Raw genomic sequence first — 13,619 nt, forward strand, 5'->3', positions numbered from 1 at the left:
TTTGACATCAAAGCGTTCTTTTCTAACCTTAATTGGGAACAACGTCAGAAGAAAAGGAGAACATGAATGGCGACATTAAAACAGGACATTCCAAATCGCGTCACGGTCTACCACGATGATCTTGAACAAGAAAATACGCTAAAAAACGCGATGCTTCCTGAAAAACCGAGATATTTTAACGGCGCTCCAACCTACCAAGCGAGCAGTATTGATGAGTTCAAATCTAAGCTCAGTCAAATTGGTTTGTCGATAGACGCTTAACCAATCATTGTTAAAAAACTCGCCACACACGTGGCGAGTTTTTTTATTCTGCGACGATCTGATTTCTGCCACTTTGTTTGGCTTTGTAGAGCAGTTTGTCTGCGTGGTCTAGAACTTGGGTGAATGCTTTTTCGTTAGGCCAACTGACCAACCCCATACTGACGGTTACAGGGAGGGTGTGGCTAGAACAGAGCTTCTCCGCGAGATCACGTTCAACTCGGACGCGTATTCTCTCAGCGATTTGTGCCGCCTCGCGCAGTGTGGTGTTTGGCAACAACAGAGCGAACTCTTCCCCGCCAAGTCGGCCAAACATATCCGATTCTCGAGTTTCCTTAGCGACCGCGTCACAAAATGCGACCAGTACATCGTCACCCACAGAGTGGCCGCACTGGTCATTAATTTGTTTGAAGTGGTCTAAATCCATCATACAGATGTAACAAGAACTGGCGAGGCGGCGTATCTCTTCAGCACCGTCAACCAGCGCACGTCGATTGAGTATGCCAGTGAGTGGGTCTTCACGAGCTAACCGAGTAAGCTGCATTTCTTTTTGTTTTATCTTGGACGCCATATCCGAGAATGCTTGAAACAAATCACCGATCTCATCGTCGCGATTGCTGAACTTTGTATCGGCTTTCCCCATGCGTGATAACGTTGAAATTCGTCTTCGAAGATCAGTAATCGGTGAGGCGATATAGTGAGACAGATAGCTGATGAGCCCAACAAATAACAGCGCAGCTAATACTAAATACACTGAGATTTCACGAATCAGAGTTTGGTTTTGCTTATCAATTTCTTGCTTAGAGACAAAGACGACGAGAGTGACGGAGTGTTTGCCGTTTTTGAGATTGATATTGTCATGAAAGACAAGGTGTTGCTTGATATTGATTCCAATCGGCTGGTTGATCATGATGCCCCCCAGATCTTCTCGAAACACGGGCTCTATAACTTCATTCAGCCCGTTTCGCTTGAGTTGATCTAAGCGCATGTAGTTAGAGCGTGACAGAGAGGCCAGGCTATCATTTCGCACTACGAAAACATCGACATACTCTAAACCACTCTCGGTGAGTGAGCGTTTAATATCGAAAAGTTGGTCTTCGATAAGCGTTCGATCCAGAACAGCCGTGTAATAACCGATAAGTTCCTTATTGCAGTCGATTAAAGGTCTTGAGAAAAAGTAGGTTTCATTGTCGAAAATCAGACCAAGACGAGACACCACTTCTGTTGAGGCGAGGTTGACGACTTGTTTGGGAAGATTTCGTTTCTCTCGCAATCTGCTCAGTTGATTGCTTAGGTCTCGATTCGCTTGAGAGTTAGCTTCACCATGTTCTTGCAGTTCGTTGAGTTTCTTCAAAGTACTTTGTTCTAGCGCGATATTCCTTGGGTAATTAACTTGCCACTCTTCAAAGGCTCCATTGAGCAACTCAATGGTTTCCGCAGGTAATACTCGAGCATTTCTAAGATCTTGCCTCAAGATGTAACGATTACTCTTATTGGAAGAAAGATGAAAGTTTTGCACCCTTCCTGATAGGTCTGAAATCATCAGCGCCGAAAAACCGCGACTAAAGCTAAGCGCATTGGAAGAGACCTCTGCCCAAGATATTGATGGTTCTTGGCAAAGTGACATTGCTGAACTTAGGCGATCAAACTCGGTGAACCTACCCTCAATATAGTGGCTGATCTCATTGGCACCCAACAGCGCGGAAAGCTGACTAGAGCGGAATATATGATCGATGGTTAACGCTTCTCGCGATTGATAATACGCGTAACCAAAACCGAGTATGCTCGCCGCCAGCGGGAGAAGAATGAAAAAGACTTTGGTCCGCAGTTTATTCATTAGCACTGTTACTTCGCTGATCGCCGGGTCGGATGGTGCCAAGGTTTTTAATCACGGATAGAGAGCTATCACGAAACTGCGCCAGATACATAGGGAGATCGACGTGGTGGTCTTCTCTCACTCTAAGCTCCGAATCACCAAGGTACAGGGTGGTATTAGGCAAAGCATCGATCAGCTTTTCTTTGTCGACTTCTCCTACCTCTTCGAGTGAGGCAGCAATCAGATAGATAAGATCGTAATGCGCTTTACTGGAATAGGTCACCACCGACTCTTGGCCAAAGCGTTTTTGATAGTTGGTAACAAAAGATTGAGCGGCGGTTGCCTCTAAGCTACTGAAAAAGTGCAATGCGGTGAGCACGCCGTCGAGCGCAGAGGAGGGAAGGTTAGTTAGGTAGGTTTCGTCTGCAGCAAAAGCGACGACCTGTATCTCGCGTTCAAAATCGAATGATGCCATTTGATTTAGGAAGTTGAAGCCGTCTTGACCGGGCAAAATCAGCATGAGGTTGTTTGCTTGTGATTGCTTAATTCGCTCAAAAACTGGCGTGTAGTCTCCGACACCAAAGGCCGTGAACTCGGTATTTGATACTTTGCCGTTGTGCTTTTCTACCGACTCAACAATGCGTTCTGACATACGGTGCGGCCATATGTAGTCGTAGCCGAAAATGTAAAAGTTGTCGCCGACATTGTTAACTAGGTAAGGAACAATTGGCTCAATGTAGTGTTCAGGAATGGTACTGTAGCAAATGAGGTAACGGCTAAAATGGCGTCCTTCATAATCAATCCCGTAAAAAAGAGGGGTTTGGAACTCCTCTGCGACTTCTGTCATGGCGTAGCGTGAAGCACTACTAACTGGGCCGAGTAGTGAGAATACTTGGTACTGTTGAATCAGCTCTCGGCTGAGCTTAACGCTTTTCGCTGGGTTGGTTTGGTTGTCGCGGACAATCAGCTCAAGTGGACGTCCTAAAACGCCCCCATTGGCATTGATTTCATCAACCGCAAGTTGCGCACCCTTTAAGGCTTGTTCACCATAGATTGCAAAGGTGCCAGTCAGCGGCAGTACAGCCCCGAGTTTGATGCTGCTTTTCTCAGGAGAGCAGCTGGTGTTGAGCAGTGCAAGCAGAGATAAAAGAAAGCTTTGAATCTTCATAATATTGGTTATTTCTTATAGTTTTTAACGCCATAGTTATAGTCTAGGCTAAGACATCGAGAAGGTAATAGATGGAGAGAGAAAACGGGTGTAACCCCTTTAGTTTGTTTGAGCCAACACTCTGTCTTCTCTCGCCTCTAACATTGCTGAGACTTAGCCGCGCACATACAAAGTGATCGATCTAGTGGCAAAAGAACGTTGGCTTATTGTTGGTTACCTGCCTGATGCCAGTCGACTAATTGGCGGGGTCATAAGTGTCGATAAAATCGAGTATTTCAATTTTGGTGAGTGTATGTAAGCTCGACACTTGAATTACGATCTCTGCCATTAAGTCATCTTCACAATAGAAATAGGCAACAGGTGCATTAAGCACTTCAGAAATACGCTTTATGGTGGCGTAATCTGGAGCATGTTTTCCTGTTTCGTATTGACTGATTCGTGCACTTGCGCCTGCCGGCTCCATCCCTAGTTTATTTCCCAGCTCTTCCTGGGTTATTCCTTGTTGTTTTCTAATAGATCTTAGCCGTCTAGGTAATGGGCTAGTCATTCAGTTGGCACCTCCATATTAGTAGCATGTTTATATTAACCTTATAGCATTAGATAAATTACTAAGGAATTTTTAGATCTGATGTCTTTGGTGGATTATTTTGATTGTAAAGGAGCGGGGTAACTATAAGTAATAGATCTAGCTTAGATTTAATTATATAGCCAAACTTTTTACTGTTAGTTTTATCATGTTGAGATCAAAGTATTTGAAAATTAATGCTTTAGTACTAGGTTAATTCTACAAATGACGTCGACAATAGACATTGTCAATATTGGAATGGTTATTTCGTTTAGATATATAAAACTGATCTTCGCGGATTTTTAAATATAAATTGTTTTTTGTTGGCGATTACGAGTTGGGTGAAAGTGGTTGGTGGTTAAATATTGATCAAATAGTTTGACTTATTTTATTCTACAAACTTTTAATTTGATCCTCACAAAGCGTGATAATACTTCCAGTAAACTTCCGGCGTTCTGGAATTCGTTGGCTGATCGATATATGTCGAATTAAGCTGAGGACTCGGTAGATCTCTATTTCTCTCTCTGCGTCACTGTGTCCGCAAAGGAGAAGATAGCGTGTTACAAACTGGTTGATATTGTGTTGGGCAAAGAGAGGATCGTCATACACGCGCAGGCATTGTTCTTGTATATGGGCGATGAAGTTTCCTAGATCTAGGTATGGAGAACCCAGACACATTAGGTCGAAATCAAGCAAGTGCAGTTTGTGTCCATCCCACAGCACTTGGTCATGGTAGAAATCTCGATGAATAGGTTTCAACTCGGATGCTAAAAGCTGTTCACTCAGGGTGATGCTTTGCTGGAACAGTGCACGCAGTCGATTTTCTAGGCTAGGTTGCTGCTCTGCTACTTTGTGCAAACCGTCATGTAAGATCGTTAACTCTTTACCTGTCGTGTGTTCTTTTTTAAGAGGTAACTCGGTATTGTGAAGTTTGTATAGCGCAAGCGCCAATTGGTGAGCAAGTGCTGGTTCGACGTTTTCACAAAATGGTTTAAACACGTTGTCCCCCGCGACTTTCTTTTGAAACCACATGTTCAGTTCTCGCATCGTAAATAGTGGCTCGGGGACATGAATATTATCTGCGGCTTTGTTTCCGAACTCTCCTTGGAACAGAGTGGATTGAGTTTTCCAGCTGTGTTTGTCTAATCCTTTGGCTCGAATTTTCCCGATAATCACCTCCGGACTGCCATCGGCGGTCGAGTATTCGACGATGGCTCGTTTATCGTCTTTGAATCTCACCAAGGTTGCGTGTTCAATTGATAAGGGCGTTGTCGTTTGAGCCTTGATTTGCTGCTCTACAATGCGTGCGTCCAGACAGCGCGCCACCAAATGGCGGAACGAGTCTTGGGTATCTAGAGATTGCGTTAAGTAAGCAAAGGTCGCCGTGAGTAATCGTTGGCAAGCGAACTGCCAATCAGCGAGCCCAAATCTTAGCGGATGATAGATAAGTTGGAATACGCCAATTGCAACAAACAGGTCGATTTGACGTCGATCTGCGTTTCGTTTTTGCAAATACCCATCAAGAAAGATATGTGCGATTTTGGCGTAATTGTTTTTTGAGATTAAACCTATCTCCGACTTATAACGTAAATGAGAGAGAAAGTTACCCAAGTCGAATGCACTAAACCAAGTTGTGAGATTATCAAAGTCGATAAACTCGACTCGTTCTGATGTGACGAGCACCTGATCGGCGTAAAAATCGCCGTGAATAAAACACTTCTCGTCTTCAATTGATGTGACTTGTTGAGCGAGTTGATCGGCGAGCCATAAGGTGAGTGAACTCTGTTGCGGAAGTATTTGGGTTATAGACTGGGCATGGTTTTGAATCAGGCTGGCAAAGTGGCGGGTATCCACAGCCCGTATTTTTTTCGATACCGTTCGATGATGAAATTCCGCTAGGCGCGCTCCACACAGATAATAATGTTTAAGCTGGTCTGTGGTCATGGGATCTTCTTGATTGAGCGGCGAGCCTTCAACCCATTCATAAATGAGCATGCAGTGTTTGTCGCTTTTACCTACGATGTTGCCAAACGGACTGTTTTGACGCTTTAAATAACTCACACTTAGCGTTTTGTATCGCTCAGGAGTATAGAGTTTGACCACCAAAGGCGTTCCATCCTGCAAGGTCAATTTGGCGACAAAGCGTCTTTCTGGCTTGTACTGTAATGGCGTGAGCAGCGTATTGTCTGCATCGGTAGAGTTGAAAAAAGCGCGTTGCAGTAAATCACGACGCCTTGTGATATCGACAAGTCGCTCTAGCGCGGGTAAGCGTGTGTCATAGGGATATCGATTGAAGACAAGGTTACCCGTTTCGATGACATGGCTATGCGTTTCGGCAAAAAGGCTGCCAGATTGGTTTTTTTGCTGCGCTTTATCGACCTTAACTTTGTCGGAATACGCTTTTAGATAAAATAGAAAGTGTCTTTCATTGTGTTTTATCTGGTAGAGGCATAGGCAACTGCTGCTTGGTTTGTATCTGAGGTATTCGCGTCGGAGCTCGGTCACGTTCGACCAGCCGAGCACCTCTTTGACTAGGGCGAACACTTGTTCTTCAGCAAAAAGAGTATCGATGTCTGGAATTTGGTTGTCTTTTGGTGATAGCTGCAAAGGCACCGTTAACTGTCTTCCAATCAGTAGGGTATGGAAAATAGGTGTGTTGGCTTAACCATCTCACATGGTAAATACATACATTTCTCCTTAATCTCGGTTTCTTTACTTAATGCCTCCGTGTTTGAACTCATCGGCGTAGGCTTTGTCTTCTCGCATGATATGTTGAACCAACCAGTTTTTAAGAAACTGCATTAACTCATCGCCAACTTCTTCTCCTTTCTCAACTCGACGTTGGAACTCAAGCACTTCTTTGACCAACTTTTTGTGCTTCTCCTTATGCTGCTGGTTTTGGCTGTATTCAACTTGATCGAATAGGGTTTCTTCATAGGTGAAATGATTGGCGGTGTAGTCAATAAGCCCTTGAACAACGCGTTTGATCGAGGCCAAACCGTAGTTGTTATGGAGGAGGTGATGGAGTTCATTGACCAAATGTAGCAGTGTTTGATGCTGACGATTGATCTCTTCGATGCCGATATCCAGATTGTCGCTCCAGTCCATCAACCGATCCCGACGCCCATCTTCTTGCTCAACCTGATGAGGATTAATGGCAAAGCGGTGTAGCAGCGAATCAATTTCGCCTGACAGGTTTCGCACTGTGATACTGGCGATCAAGGTTTCTTGAGTTGATTTGACGTTGTTTTCCGATTCAGACGCTATCAGATCCAGGCACTGGCTGAGTTCATTGGTTTGCGCTGTCTGCTGCTCGGAAGAGGCGGCAATTTGTTTGCCTAGGGATTGGATTTCCTCAATCTGTTCATTCAGAGCTTTGAAGGTATTTTCTGCGGTTGAGGCAATTTCGAGTGAATGAAGCATGCTGGACTTGTTCTCTTGCATGGTTTGCATGACATCATTGGTTTTGTTTTGCAGATTGGTGATCTTCGTGCGTATCTCTTCTGTTGCTTCTTGGGTGCGCATTGCGAGATTACGAACCTCGTCGGCCACGACTGCAAATCCTCGTCCTTGTTCTCCCGCCCGAGCACTCTCTATCGCGGCATTAAGGGCGAGAAGGTTGGTTTGTTCGGCGATGCCGCTGATGGTCTCCATGACTTGACTGATTTGCGCTGTTTCTGCCATCAAGGATTCAAAATGTGTGTTCGAGTTGTCGATGTGTTGATTGGCACTGTCCAAGGCGTTTTCGAGATCTATCATGTCGCGCGTGCCTTGATCCGCTTGGCGTTTTGCTTGGTTGGCGACCGTTGCGGTCGTCTCGCAGTGATCGGACACTTGATGGGTGATGTCGGACAGTTCACGAATGATGATTTCCGCTTTATCGACGTCTTGTTTTTGTCCAATCGCGCCTGATTTGGACGCCTGAGAGTCCTTTTGCACAGTGTCCGCCACGTCTAGTAGGTGCTTAGTCGATTTGCCTAGGGCATGGATTGTCCGCGAAATATCAGAACCGATTCGATTGATGGTGTGGTAAATCGGTGGAGTCACGCCCGGCTGGTGGGCAATTCTTTGGGTTAAGTCCCCTTCGGAAAGGTGCGTCGCGGCGGCTTTCACTTGAAGCAGAATCTGGGTAATTGAGCTTAAGATAATGGCCAAGCAGAGACAGTAAATAAGAACAAGAAGGAGCGCCAACCACGCGCTGGTGGCCGCGAGATATAGCGTCACAGGTAATGCCAGTACGAGACAGAAAACAACGATTTGCAGCGCCGATAAATGGGTGAGTTTGTCGATCAAGCGGTGGTACATGTTTACCTCTCTATCGGTTAGATAGCGTTCATAGACAAGTCCGTAGACAGTTGATAACACTGCTCTAGATGAGCCTCTAAGCAATGATAGACATCTTTATCGAGCTCATTGCGCTTAACCATCGGGTACATGATTTCGACGATCTCTTCTTTTGATAGTCGGCTACGGTAGGGGCGGTCTTGTGACAGTGCCTGAAACACATCCACGATCGCGATAATACGTGAGGGGAGGTCAAGCTCGTCTCCTTGCTTATTGTTGGGGTAACCGCTGCCATCAATGCGCTCATGGTGGTTGGTCGCCCACTCACCAATTTTTGAACCGGGGAACACCATTTTTAGAGCGATTTCTGTGTCTATGGTGTGCCTGCGGATGCGAGTGTACTCTTCCTTGGTTAAGCTCCCTTGCTTATGAAGGATTTCGTCTGGCGTTCGCAATTTTCCAATATCGTGAACAAGGCCGGCAACGTACAACTGTTCGGTCGTTTTGGCAGGCAGCTTCAACCTTGTGGCGAGAAACTTACACAGTTCAGCCACTTTGATTGAATGCTGGTAGGTGAAGGGGCTTTTGGCGTCCACAATACCAGCGATAAAAGTGCCGAGCTCGACAAGGTTGTCAATGGTTAAATCTTGCTGGAGCCAATCAAGATGAGTGAAACTCAAAGGAATGGCTTCAATGTTTTCTGGCTCCATTGAAAACCAAAAACCATCTCTGTTGGTCAGTTCAGACATGGCTTCAATGTAATCCGGACGAAAAAGCGTTCCTTTATATTGGCGCAGTTGTTCGGCGATACTGCGTTTTTTGAGAGTGATGAGATCGCTATGCTCGTTGTCTAGATGTCGGGCGCGTAGTACGTCGAGTCGGTCGGCAATAAAGATAAGTGCCGCAATGTCTTTTTCGAAAGGCGATAAGTGAATGCCTTCCAAGATATCCCAAGCCGTATGGTGGTGGCGGACAATATTCGCAAACTGAGCAAGGATGTTGCATTTTCTCAGTGCATGGTAGCCGTGAATGCAGTGGATGCTGGGATCGTCAGGTTTGAATTTGCTCACCAGCTTGGTGTGCTCTTCCGTTTGAGAGACGCCACAGTCGTGAATCAGACCCGCTAAAAAGCAAAACTCTTGCTTTTTAACGTCCCAGTTAAGAAGTTTAGCGCATTCATAGCTGATGTACCCAACTCGATGATTGTGGTGAATGTCATCAACGCCCACATAATCGAGCGCCCGCGCCACCCAGATGAGAGCGTGTTTTAAGTCTACTGAAAAGCTCTCATTGTTGATATTTCCAATGGCTTCCATATTCGCCTTCCTGACTATTTTTGTATTCTTACTTTAGTTTAGGAAACTCTCAATGATACGGCGGTAATTTTTAACCAACTGGCTCAGCGTACTCTCAAGTTTTCAACAGCTTGGCGAAAATGTAGGGTACGTCGAAAGTGCGATCACTGATCTAGGCGTAATGGTATACCTAAAGTAAACTTGAGGAATAAATGGATTTGTTAAGGAGTTCGGATATGGATATGAGTGTTGGCGAGGTGGCGAAACGGGCGGGAGTTAAGGTCTCTACGTTGCATTTTTACGAGCAGAAAGGGTTAATCAGTAGTTGGCGGAACCAAGGTAACCAACGAAGATATCACCGCAGTGTTCTTCGCCGTGTCGCGGTGATCAAAGCGGCTCAAGAGGTTGGGCTGACTTTAGAAGAAATTGCTCAATCATTAGCTTATCTACCCAAGCATCAAGCCCCAAGCAAAGAGCAATGGGAAGAGATGGCGTCTGAGTGGAAGGCGATGTTAGAACACCGAATTCTTCAGTTGAAAGCCCTGCAAGACGATCTCGGTAGTTGTATTGGTTGCGGCTGTTTATCGATGAAATCTTGTGCGATATACAATCCACAAGACATTCGCGCAGAAGCGTATCAAGGAAAAACCATGCTGACTAACCCAGAAGAGTGGTCATAGCGAGAGTGCAAACGTCAGCAGTATCGGCAAGGTTAAAATACTGAAAAAGTTGCCAAACAAGACCATAGAGGCCACATTGACAGGCTCGATACTAAAACGCTCAGCAAACAGATAGTTCATCACCGCAGGTGGGAGCATGGAAAAAAGCACCATCATCTGCAACTCCAACTTTGGCAGCGGGACAAACGTATAGATGGTGGCAAACGCAATGCCACCTGTAATCAGCGATTGTAAGGTACAGAGCAAGCCGACCTTTAAGCCACTTAATCTCATGTTGCACATTTGCGCGCCGAGTGAAAGCAACATGACAGGAACCGCTGCCTGTCCGAGCAGAGCTGTTGCCTCATAGAGGGGAGCCCACACACCCATCCCCAGCAAGTTGATCGTGAGCGCCAATGCCGCGGCGAGAAAAATAGGCATTCTTATGATTTGCTTAAATGGGTTGCCTTCGCTTAGTAAGGCGAGCCCAAGGCTAATATGGATACATGCTGATACAACAAACAGCAAAACCGCAGGGGCAAGTGCCGTATCACCAAACGTATAAGTAAATAGAGGGATCGCTAGATTGCCGCTGTTTCTGAACATATGCGGCGGTGCCCATGCTTTAAAGTTCAGTCCTGACACTCGGCACCAAAACAACATAATAACTCCGGGTAACAGTACCGCGATGAGTGATGCCGAAAGTAGAGGAAGCTGCTGGGTATCTAGTGGCATCGACACGAGGGATGAAAACACTAATGCCGGCGTGAAGGTATCCATGTTGATTCGATTAATGGGGCGAAAGTCAGGTTTAAGCCAACGGCCGACGGAAAAGCCCACTGCAATCAAAGCAAACACGGGGAATAGGATACCAACAACTTGTTGCAGCATAGGGGTTAAGCTCCGCTTGTACGCGACATCAGCGTATCTCTTTTTGTAATTGGGTGACTAGTTTTCTCGGTATTTGTGCAGCAAATAGATCGGGATATGGCAATAATCATTAGGGAAACGAGATAGCCTATCTTGGTGTTCATCGTCACTTTTGACGTAGTTTGTCAGTGGTTTTATCTCTACCACAATACGATCGCTGTCTTCTCGCTGCACAATATGGCGCTTCGCCGCCGACAAATGTGCGGGATCGTCACTGTAAATGCCAGTACGATATTTTTCTCCGACGTCGTTGCCTTGTTGATTGAGACTGTATGGATCGATGATCTCAAATAAATAGTCAACCAGCTCGACAACACTCACTTGGGTGGGATCGAATTCAACCCGAACACATTCAGCGTATCCGTCATAGGGGCCATTAGTTGTTGAGCTTGTCCCGTTCGCTCTTCCTGCTTGGGTCGATATTACGCCCGGTAGATGCCTTAAAAATTCTTGAACACCCCAAAGGCAGCCACCTGCGAGATAGATTGTTTGCATTGTGTTTTTATCATTATTAAACAGTGAATCAATTAGAGCAAAATCTTGATAATAGGCAAGTCTGTAACGGTTATTTGTTTGTTGATGTCGATAAATTCTTCGGGTGATGTGTGATCGTTTTAACACTTTTTAAAGATGCAGAAAATAAATGAGTGATATGCGCATATCAAAAAACAAAAACAGAGGGCTTAGCGTGCGTATTTGGTGCCTTAAATTGGCGATTTGAGCGATTTTTATTGCTATGTTTTTCATGCACTTATGAAGCTGGCTTAAACGGTGAGGAAGATGCTAGGTTGTCGACTCTTAAACGGAGGGAATATGATCCAACACAAACAGACATACATAAACCAAGACTTTTCAAAACAAGAGCTTCACTCAGCCGTATTTGAAGCGTGTAAGTTTTACAACTGCAGTTTTGAGTATGCCGACTTAAGAGAGGCTCAATTTGTTGACTGCCGCTTTATTGAGTCAGGTGCGATTGAAGGGTGTAGCTTTAACCATGCCAATCTAAGGGATGCCAGTTTTAAAGGATGTCAGTTGGCGATGAGCCAATTTGTCTCAGCGGAATGTTTTGGTATCGAAATGCGAGACTGCGATTTGAAAGGTGCCAACTTTGTTAGAGCGAATTTCACCAACCGAATCAGTCATAAAGCCTATTTTTGCTCAGCATACATAACACGATGCAATCTCTCATACACAAACTTTGAGCGCGCAGTGTTGGAAAAGTGCGAACTATTTGAGAATCGTTGGAATGGCGCGCACCTATTTGGTGTTAACTTCAAAGGCGCCGATCTGTCTAGTGGTGAGTTCAGCTCTGAGCAGTGGGAAAGCGCCAACTTTGAAGAGTGTAACCTAGCCCACGTTGACCTTGAAGGCGTCGATGTCCGGAGAGTGTCGTTATTCGGCGCGAAGATCTGCGATTGGCAGCAAGAGCAACTGCTGTCCCAACTTGGGATTATTCTTCTTTGACGAGTCAAAATTACCTGTATCAAATTCTATAACCATGTCGTTAATTTCCAACCTTTTGTGACGGAATACACGTTTAAAGCAATTGTGTAGCAAGATTTCTTCATTACGATGTGATTTTTGATGTGCAACTCAAATCATAGGCTAATGTAATAAAAGTTTCGGTTGCATAAAAAATAAGTATGGAGAACATGCTGCTTTTACAACGCAAGAGCTTTTGGCTAGGTTCAGTGTGTCTATTTTTAATAGGAGCGACAGGGTACTTTCTTCTTTCAAAGCAGAAAGGAGAAATGTCGACGGTTCGGGTTGGAGTCTCCTTGACTCCGACAGCGTCTCCTTTTCTTATTGCTGAAAGGCTCAAACTGTTCGAAAAACATTCTCTCGACGTTAGCCTCTTTCCTTGCGTTTCTGGCAGTGCGTGCACACAGCTGATGCTAGACCACAACGTAGATTATGCCACCGCCTCAGAATCGGTAGTGATGTTTCAAAGTCACGAGCACAATGAACTTGCTTTGTTGGTGTCGTTTGTTGAGTCAGACAATGATCTCAAGTTGCTCACTTTGGGGCCAAACAACATCCGTAATGTTGCTCAACTTAAAGGTAAGCGAGTCGGCCTTATAAAGGGAACCGCAAGCGAGTTTTACTTTGATTCCATTCTGCTGGCTAATGATCTAAAAGGGTTGGATGTGGAGAAAGTCTACTTAGACGCCAATGATCTCGTTCCTGCTTTGCTTTCTTACCGAGTTGAAGCGATTTCTGCTTGGGAGCCAATGGGGTATCAAGCCAACCTTCACTCTGCTGCTGAAGTCATTAATCTAGGTACTCGCGGGGTGTATCAAATCTCGTTCAATCTTCTTTCTACTACGCCTTACCTTGAGTTTGTTGGAGACGAACCAACTCGGTTACTTAGCGCACTAAATGAGGCGATTCAATGGATAAATATCAATCCAGAGCAAGCACGTATTTTAGTCGCGGAGCGGCTTAACATTCCGGTTAATCAAGTGGAATGGTCTTGGCAAGATTACGTGTTTCGGCTCTCGTTGGGTAATTCGTTATTGTCTAACTTACAGTTTCAAGCCCGCTGGGCGGACGAAGCGGGACTTGTCGCGGGTCCGAACCCAGATTTTCGTGACGTTTTCTATTCTCGTCCTTACCAACAGGCTACTTTGCAGAGATATTAGCG

Annotated in this window: 12 protein-coding genes; 4 read left to right on the forward strand and 8 right to left on the reverse strand. The window is 45.2% G+C overall.

What is annotated here, in order from left to right; genetic code table 11:
- Nucleotides 1-66: 66 nt before the first annotated feature.
- Nucleotides 67-261, forward strand: coding sequence for a hypothetical protein (locus ACUALS_RS16440; protein WP_038188631.1), 195 nt, complete (start codon nucleotides 67-69; stop codon nucleotides 259-261).
- Between the two features lie 43 nt (nucleotides 262-304).
- Here ACUALS_RS16440 and ACUALS_RS16445 read toward each other — a convergent pair whose 3' ends face one another.
- From ACUALS_RS16445 to ACUALS_RS16470, 6 genes are all read right to left on the reverse strand, one after another.
- The gene (locus ACUALS_RS16445) at nucleotides 305-2,095 is read right to left on the reverse strand and encodes a GGDEF domain-containing protein (protein ID WP_454449876.1); all 1,791 of its coding nucleotides are present in this window, start codon (nucleotides 2,093-2,095) and stop codon (nucleotides 305-307) included.
- Complete coding sequence (locus tag ACUALS_RS16450; RefSeq protein ID WP_454449877.1) at nucleotides 2,088-3,242, reverse strand: substrate-binding protein; 1,155 nt, start codon at nucleotides 3,240-3,242, stop codon at nucleotides 2,088-2,090. Before ACUALS_RS16450 ends, ACUALS_RS16445 begins: the two co-directional genes overlap by 8 nt.
- Before the next feature lie 235 nt (nucleotides 3,243-3,477).
- Nucleotides 3,478-3,789, reverse strand: a complete 312-nt coding sequence (locus tag ACUALS_RS16455; protein ID WP_038136351.1) for a helix-turn-helix domain-containing protein — start codon at nucleotides 3,787-3,789, stop codon at nucleotides 3,478-3,480.
- Between the two features lie 411 nt (nucleotides 3,790-4,200).
- On the reverse strand, nucleotides 4,201-6,414 hold the full coding sequence (locus tag ACUALS_RS16460) for a phosphotransferase (RefSeq protein WP_454449878.1): 2,214 nt from the start codon (nucleotides 6,412-6,414) through the stop codon (nucleotides 4,201-4,203).
- Nucleotides 6,415-6,519: 105 nt separating this feature from the next.
- Nucleotides 6,520-8,112 (reverse strand): bacteriohemerythrin, encoded by a 1,593-nt coding sequence (locus tag ACUALS_RS16465; RefSeq protein WP_454449879.1) that lies wholly within the window; start codon nucleotides 8,110-8,112, stop codon nucleotides 6,520-6,522.
- 17 nt (nucleotides 8,113-8,129) lie between these two features.
- Nucleotides 8,130-9,407: an HD domain-containing phosphohydrolase gene (locus ACUALS_RS16470; RefSeq protein ID WP_334474111.1), complete on the reverse strand. Its 1,278-nt coding sequence runs from the start codon at nucleotides 9,405-9,407 to the stop codon at nucleotides 8,130-8,132.
- Nucleotides 9,408-9,622: 215 nt separating this feature from the next.
- Between ACUALS_RS16470 and soxR the strand changes: the two genes are divergently transcribed.
- Nucleotides 9,623-10,066, forward strand: coding sequence for a redox-sensitive transcriptional activator SoxR (soxR, locus tag ACUALS_RS16475; protein WP_038136366.1), 444 nt, complete (start codon nucleotides 9,623-9,625; stop codon nucleotides 10,064-10,066).
- Here soxR and ACUALS_RS16480 read toward each other — a convergent pair.
- Both ACUALS_RS16480 and ACUALS_RS16485 read right to left on the reverse strand, forming a co-directional pair.
- Nucleotides 10,061-10,936: an AEC family transporter gene (locus ACUALS_RS16480; protein WP_454449880.1), complete on the reverse strand. Its 876-nt coding sequence runs from the start codon at nucleotides 10,934-10,936 to the stop codon at nucleotides 10,061-10,063. The genes soxR and ACUALS_RS16480 overlap by 6 nt on opposite strands.
- Nucleotides 10,937-10,993: 57 nt before the next feature.
- Nucleotides 10,994-11,470 (reverse strand): peptide-methionine (S)-S-oxide reductase, encoded by a 477-nt coding sequence (locus ACUALS_RS16485; protein WP_454449881.1) that lies wholly within the window; start codon nucleotides 11,468-11,470, stop codon nucleotides 10,994-10,996.
- 318 nt (nucleotides 11,471-11,788) lie between these two features.
- Between ACUALS_RS16485 and ACUALS_RS16490 the strand changes: the two genes are divergently transcribed.
- Both ACUALS_RS16490 and ACUALS_RS16495 read left to right on the forward strand, forming a co-directional pair.
- On the forward strand, nucleotides 11,789-12,439 hold the full coding sequence (locus ACUALS_RS16490; protein ID WP_038136368.1) for a Qnr family pentapeptide repeat protein: 651 nt from the start codon (nucleotides 11,789-11,791) through the stop codon (nucleotides 12,437-12,439).
- A gap of 179 nt (nucleotides 12,440-12,618) precedes the next feature.
- Nucleotides 12,619-13,617, forward strand: coding sequence for an ABC transporter substrate-binding protein (locus ACUALS_RS16495; protein WP_454449882.1), 999 nt, complete (start codon nucleotides 12,619-12,621; stop codon nucleotides 13,615-13,617).
- The last annotated feature ends 2 nt before the right edge of the window (nucleotides 13,618-13,619 follow it).

Source organism: Vibrio sp. NH-7, assembly GCF_053643215.1.

What these genes read in the sequence shown, in the direction of transcription:
- ACUALS_RS16440 (WP_038188631.1), top strand. Translation starts at nt 67, where the DNA reads ATGGCGACATTAAAACAGGACATTCCAAATCGCGTCACGGTCTACCAC.
- ACUALS_RS16445 (WP_454449876.1), bottom strand. Translation starts at nt 2,095, where the DNA reads ATGAATAAACTGCGGACCAAAGTCTTTTTCATTCTTCTCCCGCTGGCG.
- ACUALS_RS16450 (WP_454449877.1), bottom strand. Translation starts at nt 3,242, where the DNA reads ATGAAGATTCAAAGCTTTCTTTTATCTCTGCTTGCACTGCTCAACACC.
- ACUALS_RS16455 (WP_038136351.1), bottom strand. Translation starts at nt 3,789, where the DNA reads ATGACTAGCCCATTACCTAGACGGCTAAGATCTATTAGAAAACAACAA.
- ACUALS_RS16465 (WP_454449879.1), bottom strand. Translation starts at nt 8,112, where the DNA reads ATGTACCACCGCTTGATCGACAAACTCACCCATTTATCGGCGCTGCAA.
- ACUALS_RS16470 (WP_334474111.1), bottom strand. Translation starts at nt 9,407, where the DNA reads ATGGAAGCCATTGGAAATATCAACAATGAGAGCTTTTCAGTAGACTTA.
- soxR (WP_038136366.1), top strand. Translation starts at nt 9,623, where the DNA reads ATGGATATGAGTGTTGGCGAGGTGGCGAAACGGGCGGGAGTTAAGGTC.
- ACUALS_RS16480 (WP_454449880.1), bottom strand. Translation starts at nt 10,936, where the DNA reads ATGCTGCAACAAGTTGTTGGTATCCTATTCCCCGTGTTTGCTTTGATT.
- ACUALS_RS16485 (WP_454449881.1), bottom strand. Translation starts at nt 11,470, where the DNA reads ATGCAAACAATCTATCTCGCAGGTGGCTGCCTTTGGGGTGTTCAAGAA.
- ACUALS_RS16490 (WP_038136368.1), top strand. Translation starts at nt 11,789, where the DNA reads ATGATCCAACACAAACAGACATACATAAACCAAGACTTTTCAAAACAA.
- ACUALS_RS16495 (WP_454449882.1), top strand. Translation starts at nt 12,619, where the DNA reads ATGGAGAACATGCTGCTTTTACAACGCAAGAGCTTTTGGCTAGGTTCA.